Below are 22,723 nucleotides of genomic sequence, written 5' to 3'. Positions count from 1 at the left end.
CGCTGGGTAATACACCTGAGGAAATTAGACAGTGGTTTAGTCAAATTAACATTGAACCTGCTCAGCCAGTTACCAGTGACTCAGTCGTTAGTGTTATTGCGAATAATAATCTTGAGAATACGGCACCAGAAGATGGTATCTATCAAATAAGCTATTTATTCGTCAGTGATTTAGCACCTAATCAAACATTTACTAGCCTTATTGATATGGAGGACGCTTATCCTGATACAAATAATGTGAGAGTGATAGCCCATCAAGTGAGTATCCAAAATCTGGATATAGTGAGAACATTGAAAAGCAAAACCCATACTTTTGCTCTCGCTCATGACCTCGATGGTGATGGTATTTTGAATGAATGGGATGACGATATCGATGGTGATGGAGTCGTAAATACATTAGATGCGTTCCCTGAAAATAGTGAGATTAGCCTAGATATTGATGGTGATGGAGAACCCGATAGTTTGGATGACAAAGCTATTACTCAAATAGATATTAGTAGCGATGGTATGTATAACGTTGACAGTAATCAATTGGTGAAATTTGTACCGTTAACATTAAGTAATGGTGGTACTTTAACCAGTTCTAATGCATTAGTTGGGCGAGTTTCTATTGTTGATAATACATTGTTATATCAAGCATCAGACTCTATGCCACAACAAATGTATATAGAATATACTTGGGTTAATGACAGCGGGGAAACGATGGCAGACTATCTATTATTGATCTCTAATGATGTAGATCCAAACGCCCCTCGCTTTGATGACGTCAAACCGCGTGATATTTCTGCAACGAGCCTTTTCACCCCAATCGCAGGTCTATCGCCAACAGCTAAAGATGTATTGGGTAACCCAGTCCCTGTTTCACTGCGAGATAATATACCCCGTTTACGTTCGGGTAATCATGTAGTTTATTGGGAAGCTACAGACCCCAATACACAGGCTACCCAAACTGTAGGGCAGCTATTCCGAGTCTTTCCGCAAGTTAATTTTGAGCAGCGTACAGCTATTTACGAAAACAATAAGGCGCAAATTACGGTGCATTTAATGGGGGCCTCTCCTGTCTATCCTGTCTCAATTCCAATTGAGATTGCAACTGAGCTAAGCAGTAGTGATTTTAACGATCATTCTTTGCTAGCCGCGCATACCATTACTATTGAGTCCGGTGTAAAAGGGGTGATCAACTTTGATGTATACGGTTCAGATGGCAATGAGGGAAGCGAAAGTTTAACAGTGGTGTTTAGTGACGATGTAAATGCTGGATCTTATGATTCTTTAACCTTTACCCTATTGGAATCTGAGCCAATGCCTACTATTGATGCAAAAATCATCAACACCAATGGGAAAGTACGTTCTTTAGTGTATCCCGAGTTAGTTGATGACTTGTATCTAACAGTCGACATTTTTAAACCTAACGAGTCGGTAAGCATCGAGATAGACTGGTATGTAACCTTTGAGGGAGATAAGCAATGGTTAGGTACCATGCTAGATACTGCTACATTACCAGTGGATATTAGCGGTGAGGTGGGTCGTTACTACTTCGACTATCAAGGAAGAGTGTTAGATACAGATTTGCCCGAACTTAAAGGACGAGTAACGTTAAGGGTGATGGACACCATGGTGCTTACGTCTAATCAAGATAGTGATAATGATGGTATTGTAGATATGTATGAGGGGTTTCTTGATACTGATAACGATCTAATCCCTGACTTTTTAGACGCAGTCAACTCTTGTGAATTGCAAGCTATTGATAATGAAAAGGCACTCGGTGGTGGGTATGTGATGCAATCGAGCCCAGGAAGTTGTATTCAGCTCGGAAAATTATCAGAAAAAGTAGGAACATACAGTCCATATATTAGCAATGAACAACGCAGTATTACTAGCGCTGAAGGTGCGGCTCTTTTACCCCGAGATATAGAATTCGATGACAAGTACACCGACAGTCACGTGACCAATTTTACCATTACCGAAGTATTTAATGATTCTATCTCTATTGTTTTACCTATGTTAAGACCATTAGTACCTGATAGTTTTTATCGTAAATATACGGAGCGAGCAGGATGGTTTACTTTTGATGAAAGTGAAGAGGGTAGTAATTTGCGTTATGCTCAAGGGGAATTGGGTTTTTGCCCACCTCCTGGTTCCGATGAATATCAAGAAACGATGATACTAGGAGGGTATTGTCTTGAGATAACGATCAAAGATGGGGGGGTACATGACGGGGATGGTGAACGTAATGGACATATTGACGACCCAGGCTATATGGTTTTTGCATCAACCCCACTCGATATCCCAGGTTTTACTGTTGATGCTGAAGCCGTCTTCGATCCACAAACGGATAAAAAGGTATTACAATTTAATTTATGTGATTATATTACCGCTGTCGATTGCCACAGTTTGTCGGTGAATAATGGTAATATCAATTCTGGCGGAGTAGTCACCAGTGTTAAGCAAGACATCACAATAACTATGCCAGTTTGGATCGATTTAATCGAAGTGCAATTAACAATTAACAATGGCGAATCAGCCACAAATGTTCCTGTACAGTTAGATTTCTCATTGCCAATATCAACGCTTACTGAACCTGAACGAAAGAATTTTGTAACTGTAGCAGGCGGTGGTGCATTGGATTTGTTTAATCTGTTGTTAATATGGCTATTGATCCGCACCAGAAGGTCTGAGAACGGAGTTAAGTGAGTACAATTTTCATGGTGTGAAGTATGTCCTGATTTAATGAGAAATCAAGTATCTTCAAGGATCACACGTATAGTATGGTTCTTATTTGGCGTATTAGACTTTATCAGTATCATTGGTATTCCATTCAACACTTGAAACTTGCGGTGATCTCAATTGCACCTATTGGGCACACAAGAGATGGTAACGAAGTTGCAGCAGGGGCTCGTTGTGCCAATGCAGACATATAAATAAGTGGTGATAATAAAAGCGCTAGAAATCTAGATTATTACTTGCCAACAGCTAAATTTTCACTAAAATCGCGCAACATTTATTTGGTTAGTGATTAATTAATGAAAACGCTAGTAGCTAGCTCTATGTTAGCATCGTCATTGATATTAACAGGCTGCGTGACTTTCCCAACTCAAGAATCAGAAAAAGTAGATGTGATTTGGGATGAAGTTGAAGTAGTTAAAGATTGTCAACGTTTGGGGATTGTATTTGGCTCAGAAGGCCATTTTTACGATTACTGGTTGCACGCTGATAAGGATATGGTTTGGGGTACATTAAACCAAATGCGTATTAAAGCAGCAGCACTGGGTGCGGATACGTTGTATCTATATCAGCCTTTAGATTTTTCAAGCTCTGTTACTATGTTTGGTAACGCTTATTTGTGTGAGCAACCAACAGAAAGTACAACTTAAGTTAAATAGATACCTGATAAAAAAGCATCGATAGATTGGTAACTATTGATGTTTTTTTATTGATCTATTGACCAAATAACGCCAAGTAGGATTAATGAAGACCGTTAAGATTAAAAAATAATCATAGCGTGTGTTTTCTTTACTTAGATCAAGTTGACAATAGAAGTGGTTAAGACAAGGCGATTTTTATTCGTTACTATGCGTCTTAATTAGAATAAATATTGGTTGAAAAGATAATGAAAATTTCTGTTGATGGTGGCTCTTTTAAAGTGGCAGTTGAAACTGAATATGAAGGGTTAGTTGCTGAATCAACTAAGATTTTTCATAGCACTCGTGAGCAAGCGGGATCAAACGATAAAGCGATTTTGCGTTTTCTACAAATTATCATTGAACATCGTGAAGACAATGATGCTATTGGGTATGCATCAATGGGGTTATTAGGTTGGTATAACGAAGTTATTTATGCTGTTGAAGATAAAGACCTTACGCTAAATTTGCCTAAGATTTTGCCACATCTATTAAATCCATCGGGTGATCTTACGGCTACTAGCGCGACTGAAATGAACACGTTTAAGCATTAGTATTACCGATGAGCCAAGCTGAAATTCAAAAAGTGATTGCTAGTTTTACTTCAATAGAACAGGTTCTTAAGCATTTTGATATTGAGTTTGACAGTAAGTTTATTAATGAATATCGAGTGCCATTAATGAAACGGATTAATGGCAACTTGCTGCTTGCGAAACCAGACGATTGGTTTTCGGCTCGCCGTGCATTAAGAAATGCCTATTGTAAGATTCAAAGAGGACGATTAGATCCCCACAGTCGTTCAGCGTGTCGTGGTTGTACTACGTGTATTCGTCGATAATCTCACAATATTTATGTATACAAAAAGCCCTCAATGTTAATCCATCGAGGGCTTTCATTTATTCACTTAACGATTCAATTATTTCACGTTTAAACTGTTCATTTGTTGTTGCAGTTTATCCAGTTGCTGCATTTTCCCTTTAAGTTGTAAGGATTCTGATGTGATTGTTGCAGGGTTCAATATTGTACCATTTTGCATTGGGTAATCAGGCAGCGTTGAGAAGAAGTCACCTAATACGTCTTGAATAGGTACAAATAACCACATGTTATCTGCCATCCAGCGTAAGTACATACCCGATTCGTGTGGTGCTTTTTCAAATGGGTCAGCACGTAGGTGGATAATTTGAGGCCAGTTTGGTTCTAGACGAACCGCGTTAGAAATATTACCTTCCATTACCGCAAAGTTTAATTTCCAATCCTGCCAACGAACCGCGTTTAACTCACCATTTGCAGTGAAGTAGAGTAGGGATTCACGAGGGCCTTTGTCTGTTTTTCCTTCAAAGTACGGTTTGAAATCATAGCCATCAATATGAACTTTGAATTCTTTGCCGTTAGCATTGTAGCCTTTAGCTAGTTTCTCTTTCACATTAGGAACACCTGCAGCATCAAGTAAGGTTGGAAGCCAATCTTGGTGTGCCATCATTTCATTGATTTTAGTGCCCGGTTCGATAGTTCCCGGCCAACGAACAAGTTGTGGAACGCGCATACCGCCTTCCCATGTTGTTCCTTTCTCACCATGGAATGGAGTTGCACCACCATCTGGCCATGTTGCTGTTTCTGCACCGTTGTCGGTTGAATAAATAACAATGGTGTTATCGGCAATGCCAAGATCATCTAGTTTATCAAGTAAAATTCCGACATGGTCATCATGCTCAAGCATACCATCAGCGTAAATACTGATGCCTGACGCACCTTGGTATTTCTCTTGCAGACGAGTCCATACATGCATACGGGTGGTGTTATGCCAGATAAAGAAAGGCTTATCCGCTTTAACGGCTTTTTCCATGAATGCGAGCGTTGCATCTAAGAACTCTTCATCGGCGTGTTCCATACGTTTACGCGTCATCGGGCCTGTATCTTCAATCTTGCCATCGGCATACGACTTAATCACACCACGAGGGCCGTAGTTTTTACGGAATTCAGGATCTTTAGGGTAGTAGTAAGTTTCAGGCTCTTCTTCTGCGTTTAAGTGGTAAAGGTTGCCGAAGAACTCGTCAAAACCGTGGTTAGTTGGCAAATGTTTATCTTGATCACCAAGATGGTTTTTACCAAATTGAGCTGACATATAACCTTGATCTTTTAATAGATCCGCAATAGTTGGTGCCCAATCTGGAATACCGTGATCAGATCCCGGCATGCCAACGGTCAATAACCCAGTTCGAAATGGTTCTTGGCCTGTAATGAAAGCAGAACGTCCAGCAGTACAAGATTGTTGACCATAGTGATCAGTAAAAAGGGCACCTTCGTTTGCAATACGGTCAATGTTTGGGGTTTCGTAACCCATCATTCCTTGGTTATAAGCACTGATATTCCAATAACCAACATCATCGCCAAAAATAGCTAGTATGTTTGGTTGTGTTGCGCCCATTGCTGCACTTGATGTGGCTAATAATCCAATACCGACAGTCAACTTATTCATATGATAACTCATGATAGAACTCCAAATTGTTGCGATTAGTTATAAGTACTTTAGAGGAGGAAGCATGCTTCGTCGCTTTATAGTGGATATAACTAATGGTTATTATTAATTTAAGTTATTGTTTTAATTAAGTATGTTGGTTTTTGCTTTAGTATTTAATTGAAAGCCTGATCAGAAAATTCACTAAATATACTCTAGCCCTAATCTGTTGTTTTCTTTAGGCTTGGAGAGTAAATCCACATCACCTTTAGGCGGAGTTAGAGAAAGTGGGCAAGTCAATTGATTAAGAAAGCGACAGGGATAGCGAAGCAAAAGCAACGCCTTTAATGATGATCGGTATAACCAATAGTTATAGAGCAAGTATTTACAATGAATAGATAAAATTTATCTCGTTAGGATAGGGAGCAAACATGAATCAAACCCAACAGGCAATAAATACATTGATAACACAGGTTGAACAGTCCGTTATTGGTCAGTCTCACGTGGTACGCTCGTTGGTTATTGGGTTATTAACTCAAGGTCATGTACTGCTTGAAGGCCTACCGGGAACCGCTAAAACACGTTCCGTTAAATCATTAGCAGACAACTTACATACCTCGTTTGGGCGGATTCAATTTACACCAGATCTCCTTCCATCGGATGTCACGGGTACTGAGGTGTATCAAGAGTTAAACGGTAAACCACAACTGCATTTTCAACCGGGGCCTATTTTTAACAGCATAGTATTGGCGGATGAAATTAATCGAGCGCCAGCTAAAGTACAAGCGGCATTATTAGAAGCGATGGCGGAAGGAACGATCACCGTTGGCGATCAAACGCACACCTTACCTGAACTCTTCATGGTACTCGCCACACAAAACCCAGTAGAACAAGAAGGTACATATCCATTGCCAGAAGCGCAAATGGATCGATTTATCATGAAGGTTTCTGTTGATTACCCTGATGATGAGGCAGAATTAGACATTATACGCCTTGTTCGCGGCGAAGAATCTTCTCAAAAGCAGGCAGCGGAAAAAAAGGAGGATAAGTCAGAAAGCGCAGTTAATATTCAGCTTGATCCTTCTGTCGTCATGCAAGCAAGAAGCAAGTTATCTCAAATTGAAGTCTCTGAGATCAGTGAGCGATATATCGTCGCCTTAGTTATGGCGACACGTAAACCTGAGCGTTATAACGAGTCTAATTTATCTCGTTGGATTGAAATAGGCTCAAGCCCTCGAGCGTCTATCTCACTGGATAAATGTGCGCGAGCTTATGCGTGGTTGCAAGGTCGAGATTACGTAGAACCAGATGATATACGAGCAATGGCTCATTCTGTGTTGGGGCATCGTGTAACCTTGAGCTACGACGCGTTGGCGGATGGCGTAACGCAAGAGCAAGTCATTAATGAGTTATTGGATCACGTTGTTATTGGGTAGGGCTTTTTATGAAGGATAAAAGTACTGATCCACGAATACATTGTGATTACAGTAAGCTAATTAAACTGCAATCCCAAGCGAGGGCGTTCAGTTTATTACCGAATTTAAAATCAGGCACTGCGTTGTCTGGCCGCCATTCGTCTATTTTTCGGGGGCGAGGTTTAAATTTTGAAGAGCTAAGACATTACCAACTCGGTGATGACATTCGTAATCTGGATTGGAAAGTCACGATGCGAACCGGTAAGCCTCATGTTCGTTCCTATACTGAAGAGAAAGATCGTCATTTTATTATTTGTGTCGATCAACGCAGTAGCATGTACTTCTCATCTGTCGATACCATGAAATCGGTCGTTGCAGCAGAGCTTGCAGCATTAACGGCTTGGCGAATATTACAAGACAGTGATCGAGTGGGGTTTGTTCTTCAATCAACAGAGAAACTGCATTGGTTAACCGCAAAACGATCCCAAGGGGATTTACTCCATCGATTGAAGTTGTTAGCCAATACAAATCAGTCGTTAGATGTGATGAGTAAAGACAGTGATGCGGTGAGTTTCTCTCAATTTGTCATCTTATTAGGAAGCCTAAAATTAAAAGAAACGACAATCATCATTTTTAGTGATTGGCATGGCACTACACCGGATGATATTACCCATTTAAAGCACCTTCAAAAGCATAACGACGTACTTGGTGTGCTTATCTCTGATCCTTTTGAATCCCATCTTCCAGCATTACATAACGACTGGGTTGTTGGCGATGGTTCATTGCAAATTAGTATTAATGAGGCGAAGAAGTTTGATTTAGCCAATAAAGGGTTAAGTGAACAGCAAAGTTTAAAAAGAGAACAATTGATCCAACTCATGGCTGCAAAAGGGTTGCCCGTTATCGAGACAGACACGTCAGGTGCGCATATCGAACAATTTAAACGTGCTGTAGGAGGTCGTCGATGAGCCTTCATACACCACCAAGCAGCTATATATTAAGAGATCTGAGTGAAGTGGTTACCCCTGAACATGTCAGCTGGTTTCCTCAAACGTTAGGGTGGAAAATAATCGCTATTACTTTGGTCGCTTTTAGTCTCTACAAAGCCATAAAGTGGGGAAAAAAGTGGTGGGGAAATCGCTATCGTCGTGAAGCTTTAATACTCGTTATTTCCATGAAGGTAAGGCTTGATGAGCAAGCGAAAATGTCGAATAAGTCGCAAGTGAGTCAGCAACTAACTCATGATTTATTTGAGGTGATGAAAGCTGCGGTTGTTTATCTGAATCCTCAACATGCTCCTGTTTTTGGTCATGATTTTCTTTGCGTAATCGATGGTTATTTTCCGCAAAGTTTGACCCCTTTTGATGATGACATTGGTAAAGGGTGGATGAAAGCGTTAGTTCAGAGTAAAAATCAATTAACGTTTCAAGAGTTACAGCAATTACTTACCGTATGTGAAGCGTGGTTATGTCATCATCAGGGGGAAGCGAATGTTAATTGATCAACTTGAATTTGCGAACCCGTATTGGTGGTGGATACTGCCACTACCAATGGTTATTTATTGGTTTATTCCTGCTTATCGCACTCGTCAATCAGCCATAAAGGTTCCATTCTTTGATGTGGTTGCTAAAGCCTTAGATGAGACACCATCTGATGGGGCAAGTCAGCTGACTCCTAGTGTGTGGCAAAAAGCGATTTTGATTTTATCTTGGGGGCTATTGGTTTTAGCGTTAACCAAACCGACCATTTTAGGAGAGCCTCAAACCCGTGAGCAATTAGGACGAGATGTTATGGTTGTGGTCGATTTATCTGGCTCAATGGCTGAGCGAGACTTCGTTTCTTCTACTCGAACTGATAATGGTGAGCGCCAATCCATTTCACGTTTAGACGCTGCTAAAGAGGTGTTATCCGATTTTGTGAAAACCAGAAAAGGCGATCGTTTAGGGCTCATTTTGTTTGGCGATGCGGCTTTTGTTCAAACGCCATTTACCGCTGATCAAAAAGTTTGGCTTGAATTGCTTAATCAAACCGATGTGGCAATGGCTGGGCAAAGTACCCATTTAGGAGATGCTATTGGTTTAGCGATAAAAGTATTCGAGCAAAGTGGTGACGATGAAACGGCGGTAAAACTAGATAATACGATTGATATAAAACCAAGAGAAAAAGTTGCAATTGTACTAACCGATGGTAATGACACAGGCAGTTATGTTGAACCAATAGATGCCGCAAAAGTCGCTGCTGCGAAAGGGGTTCGTATTCATATGATAGCGATGGGGGACCCAAAAACCGTGGGTGAACAAGCCCTTGATATGGAAGTCATAAATCGCGTAGCTAAATTATCCGGTGGTAATGCATTTGAGGCGATGAACCGTGACGAATTAAGTTTGGCCTATGATGAAATTGGAAAATTAGAACCGCAATTGTATGAGAGTACGACTTATCGTCCAAAGCAATCAATACATTACTACCCAGTAATGTTGATCGTTATTATGTATTTATTGGCGTTTAGCTTAGTGACTGTTAAACGTTATTTTAAAGCAGGAGAGGCGGATGTTTGATTCTCTTATGTGGCAACAAATCGTTGAGCAGTTTCATTTTATTCGACCTTGGTGGCTATTGGTTTTACTTCCTCTTGCACTATTAGTTTATTTACGTTGGAAGCAGGACAGTAAGAATGAATGGCAAGATGTATTACCCGATCATTTGCGTTCGGCATTAACCATCAATGATATGGGGTGGAAAAAACAGCTTCCGCTCAAGTTGCTCAGTGTTTCTATGTTTATTGCTATTATCGTGTGTGCAGGGCCAACTTGGGAGCGTGAACCGTCCCCGTTTGGTGAAGATAAAGCGGCGTTGTTAATTGTATTAGACAACAGCCCATCGATGTTGCAAAAAGACTTAGCCCCGAGTCGATTAGAACGGTCGAAACAGAAGATCCGAGATTTACTTAACGAGCGAAAAGGTGGAAAAACCGGGCTTGTCGTATTCTCCGGATCCGCACATTTAGCCATGCCATTAACCAAAGATAACTCCGTTTTTGCTCCGTTTTTAGCTGCAATTAACCCAGATATTATGCCAGTTGAAGGGAAGAGTGCAGAGAGTGCACTAGCATTAATAGAACCACAACTTGGTGATAACAGCGCAGGAACCGTTTTACTGATCAGTGACGGTGTTAATCCTAAGACGATTCAAGCGTATGAAGAGTATTTTCAAAATAGCTCACATCAACTATTGGTGCTAGCGGCAGGTAATAAAGATAAAGTGAGTGATAACCCAATGGATTTATCTTCATTACAAACGCTAGCACGAAAAAGCAATGGTAGCGTGGTGGAAGTGACGGTTGATGATCGTGATATTCAATCATTAAATAATAAAATTCAGCGTCATATGCAGTTGAATAATGAGTCAGCGATGCCGTGGAAAGACATGGGTTACTATTTACTGTTCTTGGTCGCGTTATTGATGCTTTCATGGTTTAGAAAAGGTTGGTTAGTGAAATGGTGTTTAGTGGTATGTGTGGTTTTTCCAACCTTATATTCAACGCCAACCTACGCTGAAAACGTGAGTTTAAAAGTCAAAACTGAAGAGCCGGTGAGTACGGTGACATTATGGCAAAAAATCACTGATGGCTGGATGGATTTATGGTTGACGGCAGATCAACAAGGACAATGGTATTTCGAACAATCAGACTATTTAAAAGCGGCAAAACAGTACCAAGACCCACTTAAAAAAGGGACGGCGTATTACTATGCGGGAGAATATCAATTAGCCCACAGCGCATTTTTACAAGTGAAGTCTGATTTAGGCCTGTTTAATGCGGCAAACGCGCTAGCAAGACAAAGAGAATATGTAGCAGCGCGGGATATTTTCCAGGGGTTATTAACAGAGGATATTGACTCCGAATTAAGAGAAAAAACGGAAAATAATTTGTCTGTAATGCAAGGTATTGTCGATGAAGTAAACCGTACCAGTGAAAGTCAAAAAAGCACAACCGATGGTCCAGAAGAGTCGTTTGAGTTAGCAGAAGATCAACCTAAAACCGGTGATGGTGCCGATGAAGAGGTTGATGCCTCTTTAATGACAAAAGAGAGTCTCAATGCCAATGAGATTTTGGGCAGTCAAGAATTAGCCGATAAATGGTTACGTAGAGTTGAGGCTGATCCGAAATACTTCTTACGTGCTAAGTTTCAACTGCAACGATACGAACAAACGCGCAATCACGCAACAGATACAGTGAAGGAGAAGTGAAGATGACCATTAGTAAACAAAGCACAACTCATCTAATGCTCTTCGTTATTATGATAGTTGCGGGTTTTAGCTTTCCAACGCACGCGACATCAATAAATGAGTTAAATAAATCAGACCGAGTGGTAATAAAAACGTGGCTTAGTGAGCCAGCTAATAAGGATACATCACTTAAAACGCCTCGCTACGCGGTCAATGAGCAAATCATTCTTTATATTGAAGTTGCAACACCAAGATGGTTTACCAGTGGCACTCGTATTGCCAATATTGAGATCCCGAATGTCGTGACTAAGCAGCGAAATACGTTAGCGACCAATTTTACGGAACGAAAAGATGGGATCACTTGGAGTCACCAACGTTGGGAAATTACCTTATACCCGCAAGAGAAAGGGCGCTTTGTGGTGCCTTCTACCGAAGTGAATATCGAGGTTTCACGTGAGGGAGGCGGTAATGTATCAGGCACCTTATACAGTGCACCACAGCAATTTACAGCAGCAATACCATCCGGGTTATTAACGGACGATCAAACTTGGGTATCTGGACGTAATCTAAGCATTGATCAGCAATGGAATCGCTCAAGTGAGGAGTTAAAAGTCGGAGATACAATAACTCGAATACTCACTATTAGAGGTGAAGATACCTTAGCGATGCTACTGCCTAATATAATAAATAGTTCTTCTAGTAATGAGTACCAAAGCTACCCGCAACCCAATCAACTTTCAGACTCTCAAACGCGCGGTGATTATTTTTCAGAACGTAAAGAGTCGAGTGTGTATGTGCTGCAGGCTGGAGGTGATCTCACTTTTCCTTCCTATCAATTAACATGGTGGGATTTGGATGCTCAGCAACTAAAAACCATTGAGGTAGCTGGAGAAACGGTTAAGGTTTCACACACACTTCAATCGTGGTTAAAAACCTACTGGAACTTAGTTTTGGGAGTAGCAGCCGGTGTCATTCTCTTTGGGTTTGTTGCTATACGAATAAGACATTATTATAAAACGCACCCTTTACCGGGGTGGTGGATCTATTCAAGGGCGGTTAAGCATAGTCAATGGAGCCAGGTAAGAGTATTGCTTTATCGTGTGTTACGACAACAGCATCAGCAACTTGAGCTTAAAAAGCATTCTCAGGTTAATGAGTGGCAGCAAGACTCGACAGATTTTCAAAGTGAAAAAGTGACAGTGTCACTATCGCGAGCGGTTTGGAAGAAGGTCAATGTTTTATCGAGTCCGTTAATCGTTTTATTTACTAGATTAACACCTAAAAGAGCACTTCCTCAGTTGGATAAATATCGAGAGCATTACCTTGCTAAAAACACCGATGTTCAAGAGAAATCACACAAAACTAAAGAATAGCGCTTGTGTCTATTTATCAATGATATACAGTGAAATCAGGATAAATAGACCATGACGGTTATTATGAAAAGTACTGAATTAAATTTGATCCCTATCTTTGTCGCTATTTATGAAGAAAGTAACCTATCAAAAGCTGCGGCCAGAATGGATATTAGCCAGCCAGCAGTAAGTAAAGCGCTAAAGCGGTTACGTGAAATTTACGATGACCCGCTTTTTCACCGCAGCACAACAGGGGTAGAGCCTACGGTCTTTGCCTCTGATATTTATCCTGCGATGTCGGCGGCACTCAAAAATTTCACTTCAACACTGTCAGCGTCAAGAGAGTTTGATCCTAAAACATCTAATCGTATCTTTTCTATTGCCGTTGTCTCTACGGTAACTCATTCTTTTATTCCAAGATTAGTGCGTCAAATTCGACAGGCTGCGCCTCATATTGCGTTAGAAATACATCCTCAATTTACCGAGGATCTTGAGGCTGATTTGCGCTTACAGCGATATGATTTAGTCATAGACATGGCTATCCGTGGTAGAACTATGTTGAAATCAGAAGTCGTATATTCTGAAAAACTGATGGTCGTGTGCAGCAAAGATCACCCAAGGATAGGAACGTCTATTTCACTTGAAGAGTTTTTAAAAGAAGAGCATGTGGCAGCTTCTCGTTGGCATAGCCGAAGCAGCTTACTTAATGGAGAAGACATTAAAGAGCTGGAAGCGCGGAATATCGTAATTAGAGCCTCAGGTGCATTAGAAATGATGCCCATTATTGGCTCTACAGAGATGATAGGATTGATGCCAAAATCTGCGGTGGATGGCTTGGGTAACTACTATAATTTAAAAGCGTTGGATTTACCGTTTGAGAAACAAGAGCACGATTTATGTACTATTTGGCACCCAAGTAGAACAACAGAAAGTGGACATCGTTGGTTGAGACAACAAATACAAAAAGTAGCCAAAGCCGAATTTAACGAAATTAAGTAAATTGATACAAAAGCAGCCCAATAATAAGGCTGCTTTTTTGATGGCGGTATTTAATGTTGAGTCACTTCTTTCAAAACCTCACCAGTTGCGCCACTTGGTTGCGTGATACCTAAAACATTCGATAAGGTTGGTGCAATATCGTAAGGGGTAATTTCGCGACTTACTTTTTCATCATTAATATTATATCCAGCAAAGATAACCGGAACATGAGTATCATAACGCCAAGGTGAGCCATGAGTAGATGCAATGGTTAACCCGTCCATGTCATTAATGTAGTTTCTAGGGTTATAAACCACATAAACATCACCTGATCGCATCGGATGATAGTTGTTTTTCACCAGTTGCATGGTGTGAGTGTTTGGTACTTGGTTTTTCTCAATATCTGAGCTTGTTACCGCATACGCAATGCCTTTCACTTTTAACAGTTCTTCTGCTATTACTTTTTGTACCTTATCTAACGCTATGCCTTTCTTCTTGATTACTTCATGATTTAAATACACATAAGGTTGAGCATATAAACGAATAGCGTCTTTCTCTAAGCCAAATTCGCTTTTTAAACGCGCAAGTAACTCTGGGGAAATTAGGGTGTGTTGATTGAAATAAGCAGCTTGATTTGCCCCTAACGCATTAATCGTAGCAGGGGCTTCAGGCACACCGTGATCGGCTGACAGCACAATCAATGTATTCTTCAACCCAACTTGCTTATCGACTTTTTTAAGTAAGTTTGCAATGGTTTTATCTAATCGAATTAAGTTGTCTTCTGTTTCTAAACTTGATGGGCCATACATATGAATCACATAGTCATTTGATGAGAAACTCACAGCAAGATAATCCGTAAACTTTCCTTTGCCTAAGTCTTCTTCTTTAAGCAGAGTTTCAGCAAAGTTCCCTGTGATTTCATCTCCAGCAGGGCTAAGTGTTAGCATGGTGCTGTAGTATCTATAGCTTGCAGGGCCATAAGGGTGAGGGAAGGTGCGTTTAAATCCGGCAAGGTCAACTTTGTAATCGGGATTGCCTTCTTTTAGAGTATATTTATCTTCAGGCAGTGATAATGCCCATTTTTTTCCTGAATATTGGTTAGGTACTTTTTGTTGGTTCCATGCAGTTACCCATGCAGGGTACTCATCATAATAGTAATTACTGGTCGCAAACTCTGATTGTGCTTTAGAGAACCAAAACGCTTTCCCTGAATGACCACCTAACGAAATAGCGCCACGGTCTTTTACTGATACCGAGAATATTTTTGATTCACCATTGCTTGCTATCGCGAGTTCGTCACTAAATGTGGTAGATAAAATTGGCTCAGGAGAACGACCATCTTGGGTTGCGACCTTTTGAGTTGGGTCGATCTCGGTTGATTTATTTACACCAGCACCGGAAGTAAGCATGCTGTAGTTGCCATCTTCAACGTTATAGACCAAGCGCTCTTCGTTTCTGTCATACCACACATTTCCAACCATGCCATGAACACTTGGTGGCGCTCCTGTAGCAAGTGAGACATGTCCAACAATCGTTTCGGTATTTCCGTGTTGGTAATGGGCATTGGTATAATAAGTACCATCTTCCATTAAGTAGCGAAAACCATCTTCGCCAAAGTTCGCTTTGTAGCGTTCTAACAAATCACCGCGAAGGCCATCTACGGTAATTTGTAAGATTAGTTTAGGGTTGTTATCATTCGCCAGTGCGGTTCCTGGGGTCATCATTACCCCAGCAAGTGCGAGACAATGTAATACGTTATTCTTCATGTTTTTATTCCTTGCCAAAAGAGTAAATTTTTATTGGTAATTTTAAGTGTTGATTACTTTGCATCTCTTACTAAGCGTAGCCCCATATCTGCCATGATAATGGACTGGCTTGCGAAATCTCGGCGGTAATTTTCTGATTCATTTGCCTTATAAGAAAAGCTGCTACCTCGCACTGATTTGTGCGCTAAGCCACTTGCTTCATCTCGTGCATTATTTGGATTATCGGTTGGAGAAAAACGATAAAAAGTATCGTCATAAGCATCACTAACAAACTCGCCCACATTGCCTGTCATATCATATAAGCCAAGTTCATTGGGTTGCTTCATTCCAACGGGATGAGCTTGATTATTGGCGTTGTCGGTAAACCATGCGACATCATCAATGTTGTTTGAGCCACTGTAAGTGTAGTTTTGGCTTAGATTTCCTCCTCGAGCGGCATATTCCCACTCTGCTTCTGTTGGAAGACGGTACGTTTCACCTGTCAGTTGATTGAGCTTTTCAATAAAGTAATTGGCTTGCTGCCAGCTTAAGTTATTTACGGGAATGTCTGGGGACTGGAAATAACTGAGTGATGAGCCCATTACCGATTCAAATAATTCCTGAGTGACTTCAAATTTTGAAATATAGAAATCATTAACCGAGACAAGGTGAGCAGGCTTTTCTGCTTTTGTAGCCGATGGAGAGTCTGAACCCATAACGTATATGCCACCTTCAACATAGACCATCGTCTCTTCTATTTTTTGAGTGACAGGGTGTGGTGGCGCGGTTGCACATCCTGCTAGCACTGAACTAAGAAATAAGGTGGTAAATAATGTTTTAAAATTGGTTAAAAAAGAGATTCTAAACATGACATTCTCAACAGTAATGATTGAGTATTTATCATACAGTGAAAAGACTTTCCAAAATGGAATAACGTGTATAACTAATACCAATGTTCTTTTTGTTTATTATGGAGTTAGAACTTACTTAACAACCGGCTATAAAGGGTGGCTAATAGGTTTGTTAGGTAAGTTCTTTTTCTCAAATCAAATACTCATTATCAATAGGAATCAATATGATCATTACTCAAGGTCCTCAGTTTCAGGGTAAGGCTTCAAAACGATTACATGTCATGGCAAAACCCATTGGTGCTGTGTGTAATATTGATTGCACGTATTGCTATTATTTAAGTAAAGAGGACTTACTTGAATACAAAAAAGGCTGCTCACCACAAATGGATGACGAGACATTAGAAACGTATATTCGTCAATACATTGAAGGTCAAAATACTCCTGAAATCATTTTCTCTTGGCAAGGTGGAGAGCCAACATTACTAGGTTTAGATTACTTTAAGAAAATTGTAGAGTTTCAAAAGAAATATAAGCCTGAAGGAATTTTGATTTCTAACGATTTACAAACTAACGGCACCTTGCTAACAGATAAATGGTGTGAGTTTCTTGCCGAAAATAATTTTCTAGTTGGTTTAAGTATTGATGGCCCTGAGCTATTACATAATGCGTACCGTACTAATAAAGCCGGTAGAGGAACCTTTAACCAAGTGATGAAAGCGGTGGATTTATTGCATAAACACAATGTGAGATTTGCGACCTTAACCTGTGTAAATAACTTAACGAGCCGAAATCCATTAGAAGTGTATCGATTCTTGCGTGATGTGGTGAAATCGCCACAAATGCAGTTTATTCCGATTGTTGAACAAAAAACCTTTAGAACGGTAGCGCCACAAACAGAGCAACTGGCAGCGCAATTGCGTCAAGGTGATAAACGCCTTATTCCGGGAAACAAAGAATCAATAATGGAACCTTGGTGTGTTTCAGATGAAGCATGGGGTAATTTCCTAATTGCAGTATTTGATGAATGGGCCCAGCATGATTTAGGCAAAGTGTTCGTTCAATATTTTGAAGCCAGTGTCGAAACCTGGATGGGGCGTAAAAACCCATTATGTACTTTGGGTGAGATTTGCGGAAAAGGCTTAGCAATGGAGCATAACGGCGATGTATTTGCGTGTGACCATTATGTTTATCCAGAATATAAAATTGGCAATATCCATACTCAAGAATTAGATGAACTAGCGTACAGTCGTAAACAGCAAGAGTTTGGCTTTGCTAAAGCGAAAACATTAACTACTCAATGCCAGCAATGTGATTATAAATTTGCCTGTCATGGCGAGTGTCCTAAAAATAGATTTATTAAAACACGTGACGGTGAGCCGGGGTTAAACTATCTATGCGCTGGTTGGAAGAAGTTTTTTGCTCATGCGGATAAATCAATTGCGTATATCTTAAGAATGCTAGGCAATCCAGTTCAACATGGAAAGTTTAGTGATGCGGCTCGACAGCAAGCGCAATCTTCTGCGTTTCCAACTAAGTTTTAATGGAGGGGAAGAGAATGAAACCATTACTGAAAAAATGCGCCGCACTAGGGCTGGCTAGTTTATTTGCAATTGCAACGCCAACCTATGCGACAGATTCACTGCAAAATATGACACCAGAGCAACAATTGGCTTATACGGCACAAAATAAAAATGAGAGTACAGAGAAGCGCGCAGAGGCGTTGCGTCAATTAGCGCGTTATCCTAATCAAAACAGTTTAGTTGCCGTAGCAAGAGGATTAAAAGATCCTGACCCCATGATCCGCGAAGCGGCAGTGATAGGATCTGATTTATACCAATTTAAACATCGCTGGCAGATAGTATCGCCGTTATTAACGGATTCTGAGTTGAGCGTTCGTATGGCAGCAACGGCAAATTTGCTTCGTGAATACAACCAGATGTCGGCATCTCAGCAAGCTCAAATTGAAGCGCCATATCAAGAAGTAACCGCATATTTGGCAAAACAAAAAAACAGTGCTGACCAATTACTGTTAGCAGATGCCTATCGTTGGCATGGTGAGTGGTCTGAAGCCGATGATATTTATCAGAAGCTTGTGAAGATAGAGCCTAACAATTCGAAAATATGGTTGAATTTATCGGACAATTACCGAGCACAGAACCAAGATGAGCAAGCTTTATTGGTATTAGATAAAGCGATTGTTCAATTACCAAAAGAGGCGAGTCTATATTACTCAAAAGCGTTAACTCAGGTACGTTTAGATCAAAAAACGCAAGCAGCGCAGTCGATTAAAACAGCAGCAGAACTGGCAGATAACAACAGTTATTATTGGTACCTAAATGGCGTGTTGCACGAAGATATTGACTTGAAAACCGCGACAGAATCGTTTGAGAAGGCGTATTTGATTTCAGGCTCACCGGAACAACTTTATGCGGTATGTGATATTTACGTGCGCTATGGAAATGAAAAGGCAGATGCCTGTTTAGTTGAGCTAGCAAAGGTTGCCCCTGACTATGTAATTACTCAACTAAAAGAAAAACAAAAATAATCAAATGCTTATGTAGATTGGTATTAGTACTGTTAATAATAAAAAAGCCCGAGGTATTAATACCTCGGGCTTTGCTGTTTATACTTGTTTGAATTAGTGCACTATTTGCAGTTCATCCACTTCCATATTGATTTTAGTAGGGTTCTTTTGCAGCCAACGTAAACGTAAGCTTAATAAAATCGCAGAAGTCGTTAGACCGCCAATAAAGCCAAACCAGAAGCCATAAACACCCATCGGCTCAGTGATCCAATCTGTCATACCAAGAACGTAGCCCGCAGGTAAACCTACAATCCAGTAAGAAACAAACGTACACTTAAAGATAGCCGTCATGTCTTTGTAGCCACGAAGTGCACCAGCGGCAACCACTTGAACAGCATCAGTACATTGGTAAATAGCAGCAAGAAGCATAAGGCTTACCGCCAATTCAATTACTTCTTTGTTGTCAGAATATAGATATGCGATCTGCTCACGGAATAATAAAGTTAATATCGCAGTGCAGCATGCCATTAGCAAACCAAAAGCCAATCCACAGAAGCTTGCAATCTTAGCACCTTCAAGATCGTTTTCACCCAATTTATGACCAACGCGAATACTAACGGCAATCGCAATACTCATTGGCACCATGAAGATCAACGATGAGAAGTTAATCGCAACCTGGTGTGCAGCTACAACAATTGATCCTAATGGTGACACTAATAAGGCAACCGCTGCAAATAACGTCACTTCAAAGAAGATAGAAAGAGCAACAGGTAGGCCTAATTTGAATAAACGATAAATCTCTTTCGCTTGTGGCTTATTCCATGTTTCGTATAAATTTACACGACGTAATTTAGGCGCAATAAACGTATAAATCACCATGGTGATAAACATTAACCAATACACAATAGCAGTCGCAACACCACAGCCAACACCGCCTAATGCTGGAGCTCCCATCTCACCATATACAAACATCCAGTTTAGCGGCACGTTAGCTGCTAGACCAATGAAGCCGATAACCATTGCTGGCGTAGTTAAAGATAAGCCTTCACAGAAGCTACGTAATGCTTGGAATAATAAAAACGCAGGAGCAGCCCATAGCACAGCATGTAAATACCCTTGAGTCTTTTCAAATAACTCAGGTTCTACATCCATAGCCGCAATAATAAAGCCAGCGTTATAAAGGATAAGCATAATCGGTACAGAAACGATTAACGCTAAGTAAATACCTTGATGGATCTCAAATGGGACTTTTTTAGATTTTCCTGAGCCATTCAATTGAGCCACAACAGGCACTAACGCCATTAATAAGCCAACACCAAATAATACTGATGGAAGCCAAACACTTGCTGCAATTGCAACCGCTGCCATGTCGGTCGCACTGACGCCACCAGCCATAACGGTATCAACAAAACCCATGCCTGTTTGAGCGATACTCGCAATTAGGACTGGTGTTGATAATTTAATTAATCGAACGATTTCTGTTTGGTATCTGTGCACTGATTCACCGTACAAATTTTTAATGTAAAAAGGGCATAAATGTATTTAAGAGCATTAATGCGGGTTCATTTTGCGCTAGTAAATATCGCAAAAGAAAAAAGGTCTGATTGAGTGCTTCGAACAGAGGAAACTGTTAAAGGTAAGCAGAAAGTGGACAGTATATAGATTAAGAGAGACTTCACAAAATGAAATATTCAACGTATCGTAGATATTTTTAAAATAGCCAAAGTCAAATAAAACGATTCAATGTATTTGATGGTATTGATAGGAGAGAGTGATGTTTACTGGGATTGTTGCGACAACTGCAAAAGTAATTGAAATAGTAAAGAAAGAGAAATTTCAAACCCATGTAATAGAAATACCTGCGCCATATCATCAAGGATTAGAAATTGGTGCGTCTGTTGCCCATAATGGGTGCTGCTTAACCGTAACTAAAATCGATGGGCATCTTATTTCTTTTGATTTAATTGAAGAGACGCTGCGTTTAACCAATCTTGGTTTGTTAGAAGTAGGGCAGTTTATTAATATTGAACGTGCAGCCCGTTTTGGTGATGAAATTGGCGGCCATTCAATGTCAGGTCATATTGTAGATGTGATGGCGGTACGAGAGATTAATAAAACGACAGAAAACTGTCAGATCTGGTTTGATGTTGCGCCGCAGTGGACAAAGTATATTTTACATAAAGGCTACATTGGGGTGGATGGTATTAGTTTAACCATTGGTGATATTGATGAGAAAGGCTTTAATGTTAATTTGATCCCTGAAACGTTAGAAAGAACCAACCTAGGTAAGCGAATTATCGGTGATAAAATTAATTTAGAAATCGATCCGCAAACACAAGCAATAGTAGACACCGTAGAGCGAGTGTTAGCGAATCAATAATGAGTTAGAAATAACTTAAAAGAGTCCATCTTCCTCATTATTAGTCGTTAGATTTATTGATTGATTTTGAGGGTTTATCTCCATCGTGAATTCAATTGCGCGATAGCAAGATGGACAGTCATCATAAACGGTTTTATTTGATTGTTTTTGGTCAATCACCATATCAATGGACTGATGACAGTTTGGACACTGGATATTATGGTTAGTGTAATTATTCACAACAAACTCCTTATTATTGTTCCGCAATTACGAATATGTACTTTGGTGTATCTTCATTCATAGTAGAAAAGAGAGTTGTTTTTTGAAGTGAATTAAGTGAAAAGATTGATGATATCGACGTTTTTTTGCCTAGATTGATAAAAAATGAGATGGCGAGTACCATCTCATATATTGCATTATCTATTTTTTATTTAAGTCAAGCTTATCAATAAGCTGCTGAGCATGAAACATGTATTCTCCACCAAACATGAGGCAATGGTTAAGAATGTAATATAGGTTATATAGATGTTGTCGAGTGTCAAACCCATTAGAAATAGGGGTGATGGATTGGTACCCGTCAAAAAAGCTATCTTGAAAACCACCAAATAACTCTGCCATTGCTAAATCACATTCGGGATCACCCCAATAAGAGGCGGGATCATAACTGATAGGCCCTTTGACACTTAACGCGATATTACCATGCCAAAAGTCGCCATGTAAAAGTGCTGGTTTGGGTTGATGGTTATGTAGGATATTTTTCGTGTTGTTGACTAATGTTTCAATATCACCAAATTCCATTCCTTTTTCATGCAATAATTGTAATTGCCAACCAATACGTTGCTCTGCAAAGAAACAGGCCCATTTACGATGCCAAGTATTTACTTGTAGAACATTACCAAGATAGGTATCACAATCAAAGCCATATTCGACCTGGTCACCCCATAAATGGTGATTTGCTAAGCTTACACCAAGCTCAAAAGAGGTTTGCTGATCCATGGGTTTGGTGGGTAAGAAATTTAAGACTAAAAAAGCGTGGTTTTTAGTGGTTCCAACATGAAGTGGAGAGGGGACAAAGATGTGTTCGGAATGATCAAGTTGATTCAAACTTTCTATTTCGGTTTCAAAAATCGGGAGTTCACCTCGTTCATTTATTTTAACGAAATAACGCTGAGAGCCATCACTGATCATATAGCAATCATTAATTTCTCCACCAGTGATGATCTCACGTTCAGAAATAGTGAAGGGACGTCCCGTTACGTCAGAGATTTGTTTTGCTATAGCCTGCCACATAATTGCCTCTCTTGATTATCTGAAAAACCACATCATTAAGGATAGTTTATTCCAAATAAATATCTGTGAAGTATGGCAGATAATACCAATACAATTGATTAGATAAACGGTAATGTATGAAAATCAC

The 22,723-nt window shown here is 40.1% G+C and carries 20 protein-coding genes and 1 pseudogene; 15 read left to right on the top strand and 6 right to left on the bottom strand.

The genetic code is table 11. The features are described 5' to 3' along the window. From F8B77_RS17535 to F8B77_RS09510, 5 genes and pseudogenes are all read left to right on the top strand, one after another. Window positions 1-2,693: pseudogene (locus tag F8B77_RS17535) on the top strand (hypothetical protein); the annotation flags it as partial. 74 nt (window positions 2,694-2,767) lie between these two features. Further along, entirely contained in the window at window positions 2,768-2,920 is a 153-nt protein-coding gene (locus F8B77_RS17530) for a hypothetical protein (RefSeq protein ID WP_167512789.1), read from the top strand. Between the two features lie 102 nt (window positions 2,921-3,022). Beyond that, on the top strand, window positions 3,023-3,373 hold the full coding sequence (locus tag F8B77_RS09520; protein ID WP_151655151.1) for a DUF4156 domain-containing protein: 351 nt from the start codon (window positions 3,023-3,025) through the stop codon (window positions 3,371-3,373). Between the two features lie 236 nt (window positions 3,374-3,609). Beyond that, window positions 3,610-3,954 (top strand): hypothetical protein, encoded by a 345-nt coding sequence (locus F8B77_RS09515; protein ID WP_151655150.1) that lies wholly within the window; start codon window positions 3,610-3,612, stop codon window positions 3,952-3,954. 8 nt (window positions 3,955-3,962) lie between these two features. Further along, window positions 3,963-4,238, top strand: a complete 276-nt coding sequence (locus tag F8B77_RS09510) for a nitrogenase-stabilizing/protective protein NifW (RefSeq protein WP_151655149.1) — start codon at window positions 3,963-3,965, stop codon at window positions 4,236-4,238. A gap of 78 nt (window positions 4,239-4,316) precedes the next feature. On the opposite strand, the gene F8B77_RS09505 is transcribed toward F8B77_RS09510, so the two are convergent. Further along, window positions 4,317-5,888, bottom strand: a complete 1,572-nt coding sequence (locus tag F8B77_RS09505; RefSeq protein ID WP_151655148.1) for an arylsulfatase — start codon at window positions 5,886-5,888, stop codon at window positions 4,317-4,319. 398 nt (window positions 5,889-6,286) lie between these two features. Between F8B77_RS09505 and F8B77_RS09500 the strand changes: the two genes are divergently transcribed. The 7 genes from F8B77_RS09500 to F8B77_RS09470 all read left to right on the top strand — a co-directional run bounded on the left by F8B77_RS09500 (window position 6,287) and on the right by F8B77_RS09470 (window position 13,848). Continuing rightward, window positions 6,287-7,291, top strand: coding sequence for an AAA family ATPase (locus tag F8B77_RS09500; RefSeq protein ID WP_151655147.1), 1,005 nt, complete (start codon window positions 6,287-6,289; stop codon window positions 7,289-7,291). 8 nt (window positions 7,292-7,299) lie between these two features. Then, on the top strand, window positions 7,300-8,238 hold the full coding sequence (locus F8B77_RS09495; RefSeq protein WP_151655146.1) for a DUF58 domain-containing protein: 939 nt from the start codon (window positions 7,300-7,302) through the stop codon (window positions 8,236-8,238). After that, window positions 8,235-8,771, top strand: a complete 537-nt coding sequence (locus F8B77_RS09490) for a DUF4381 domain-containing protein (RefSeq protein ID WP_151655145.1) — start codon at window positions 8,235-8,237, stop codon at window positions 8,769-8,771. The genes F8B77_RS09495 and F8B77_RS09490 overlap by 4 nt, the downstream gene beginning before the upstream one ends. After that, window positions 8,761-9,828, top strand: a complete 1,068-nt coding sequence (locus F8B77_RS09485; RefSeq protein ID WP_130044593.1) for a VWA domain-containing protein — start codon at window positions 8,761-8,763, stop codon at window positions 9,826-9,828. The genes F8B77_RS09490 and F8B77_RS09485 overlap by 11 nt, the downstream gene beginning before the upstream one ends. Beyond that, on the top strand, window positions 9,821-11,518 hold the full coding sequence (locus F8B77_RS09480; protein ID WP_151655144.1) for a vWA domain-containing protein: 1,698 nt from the start codon (window positions 9,821-9,823) through the stop codon (window positions 11,516-11,518). Before F8B77_RS09485 ends, F8B77_RS09480 begins: the two co-directional genes overlap by 8 nt. Window positions 11,519-11,520: 2 nt before the next feature. Continuing rightward, window positions 11,521-12,870, top strand: coding sequence for a BatD family protein (locus tag F8B77_RS09475; protein ID WP_151655143.1), 1,350 nt, complete (start codon window positions 11,521-11,523; stop codon window positions 12,868-12,870). A 63-nt stretch (window positions 12,871-12,933) separates the two neighbouring features. After that, window positions 12,934-13,848, top strand: a complete 915-nt coding sequence (locus F8B77_RS09470; RefSeq protein WP_167512795.1) for a LysR family transcriptional regulator — start codon at window positions 12,934-12,936, stop codon at window positions 13,846-13,848. Between the two features lie 50 nt (window positions 13,849-13,898). Here F8B77_RS09470 and F8B77_RS09465 read toward each other — a convergent pair whose 3' ends face one another. Further along, the gene (locus tag F8B77_RS09465) at window positions 13,899-15,593 is read right to left on the bottom strand and encodes an alkaline phosphatase family protein (protein ID WP_208846118.1); all 1,695 of its coding nucleotides are present in this window, start codon (window positions 15,591-15,593) and stop codon (window positions 13,899-13,901) included. 53 nt (window positions 15,594-15,646) lie between these two features. Continuing rightward, entirely contained in the window at window positions 15,647-16,432 is a 786-nt protein-coding gene (locus F8B77_RS09460; RefSeq protein ID WP_208846122.1) for a formylglycine-generating enzyme family protein, read from the bottom strand. 215 nt (window positions 16,433-16,647) lie between these two features. Between F8B77_RS09460 and F8B77_RS09455 the strand changes: the two genes are divergently transcribed. Both F8B77_RS09455 and F8B77_RS09450 read left to right on the top strand, forming a co-directional pair. Next, window positions 16,648-17,964: an anaerobic sulfatase maturase gene (locus F8B77_RS09455; RefSeq protein WP_151655140.1), complete on the top strand. Its 1,317-nt coding sequence runs from the start codon at window positions 16,648-16,650 to the stop codon at window positions 17,962-17,964. Between the two features lie 14 nt (window positions 17,965-17,978). After that, window positions 17,979-18,968, top strand: coding sequence for a tetratricopeptide repeat protein (locus F8B77_RS09450; RefSeq protein ID WP_151655139.1), 990 nt, complete (start codon window positions 17,979-17,981; stop codon window positions 18,966-18,968). Window positions 18,969-19,061: 93 nt separating this feature from the next. Here F8B77_RS09450 and F8B77_RS09445 read toward each other — a convergent pair whose 3' ends face one another. Then, window positions 19,062-20,444, bottom strand: a complete 1,383-nt coding sequence (locus F8B77_RS09445) for an MATE family efflux transporter (protein WP_151655138.1) — start codon at window positions 20,442-20,444, stop codon at window positions 19,062-19,064. Between the two features lie 277 nt (window positions 20,445-20,721). Here F8B77_RS09445 and F8B77_RS09440 point away from each other — a divergent pair, with 277 nt between their 5' ends. Beyond that, window positions 20,722-21,327, top strand: coding sequence for a riboflavin synthase subunit alpha (locus F8B77_RS09440; protein WP_151655137.1), 606 nt, complete (start codon window positions 20,722-20,724; stop codon window positions 21,325-21,327). Between the two features lie 15 nt (window positions 21,328-21,342). Here F8B77_RS09440 and F8B77_RS09435 read toward each other — a convergent pair whose 3' ends face one another. Continuing rightward, entirely contained in the window at window positions 21,343-21,546 is a 204-nt protein-coding gene (locus tag F8B77_RS09435; RefSeq protein WP_151655136.1) for a zinc ribbon domain-containing protein, read from the bottom strand. Between the two features lie 180 nt (window positions 21,547-21,726). Further along, window positions 21,727-22,596, bottom strand: coding sequence for a fructosamine kinase family protein (locus tag F8B77_RS09430; RefSeq protein WP_151655135.1), 870 nt, complete (start codon window positions 22,594-22,596; stop codon window positions 21,727-21,729). Window positions 22,597-22,723: the final 127 nt, after the last annotated feature.

The organism is Aliivibrio finisterrensis, assembly GCF_008933155.1.
Taxonomy (GTDB): Bacteria; Pseudomonadota; Gammaproteobacteria; order Enterobacterales; family Vibrionaceae; genus Aliivibrio; species Aliivibrio finisterrensis.
The sequence above is the reverse complement of the archived record's forward strand: the minus strand, read 5'-3'. Positions and strand labels throughout refer to the sequence as shown.

Coding starts and splice junctions, on each gene's coding strand:
- F8B77_RS17530 (WP_167512789.1), top strand. CDS start 2,768: ATGGTTCTTATTTGGCGTATTAGACTTTATCAGTATCATTGGTATTCC.
- F8B77_RS09520 (WP_151655151.1), top strand. CDS start 3,023: ATGAAAACGCTAGTAGCTAGCTCTATGTTAGCATCGTCATTGATATTA.
- F8B77_RS09515 (WP_151655150.1), top strand. CDS start 3,610: ATGAAAATTTCTGTTGATGGTGGCTCTTTTAAAGTGGCAGTTGAAACT.
- F8B77_RS09510 (WP_151655149.1), top strand. CDS start 3,963: ATGAGCCAAGCTGAAATTCAAAAAGTGATTGCTAGTTTTACTTCAATA.
- F8B77_RS09505 (WP_151655148.1), bottom strand. CDS start 5,888: ATGAGTTATCATATGAATAAGTTGACTGTCGGTATTGGATTATTAGCC.
- F8B77_RS09500 (WP_151655147.1), top strand. CDS start 6,287: ATGAATCAAACCCAACAGGCAATAAATACATTGATAACACAGGTTGAA.
- F8B77_RS09495 (WP_151655146.1), top strand. CDS start 7,300: ATGAAGGATAAAAGTACTGATCCACGAATACATTGTGATTACAGTAAG.
- F8B77_RS09490 (WP_151655145.1), top strand. CDS start 8,235: ATGAGCCTTCATACACCACCAAGCAGCTATATATTAAGAGATCTGAGT.
- F8B77_RS09485 (WP_130044593.1), top strand. CDS start 8,761: ATGTTAATTGATCAACTTGAATTTGCGAACCCGTATTGGTGGTGGATA.
- F8B77_RS09480 (WP_151655144.1), top strand. CDS start 9,821: ATGTTTGATTCTCTTATGTGGCAACAAATCGTTGAGCAGTTTCATTTT.
- F8B77_RS09475 (WP_151655143.1), top strand. CDS start 11,521: ATGACCATTAGTAAACAAAGCACAACTCATCTAATGCTCTTCGTTATT.
- F8B77_RS09470 (WP_167512795.1), top strand. CDS start 12,934: ATGAAAAGTACTGAATTAAATTTGATCCCTATCTTTGTCGCTATTTAT.
- F8B77_RS09465 (WP_208846118.1), bottom strand. CDS start 15,593: ATGAAGAATAACGTATTACATTGTCTCGCACTTGCTGGGGTAATGATG.
- F8B77_RS09455 (WP_151655140.1), top strand. CDS start 16,648: ATGATCATTACTCAAGGTCCTCAGTTTCAGGGTAAGGCTTCAAAACGA.
- F8B77_RS09450 (WP_151655139.1), top strand. CDS start 17,979: ATGAAACCATTACTGAAAAAATGCGCCGCACTAGGGCTGGCTAGTTTA.
- F8B77_RS09440 (WP_151655137.1), top strand. CDS start 20,722: ATGTTTACTGGGATTGTTGCGACAACTGCAAAAGTAATTGAAATAGTA.
- F8B77_RS09430 (WP_151655135.1), bottom strand. CDS start 22,596: ATGTGGCAGGCTATAGCAAAACAAATCTCTGACGTAACGGGACGTCCC.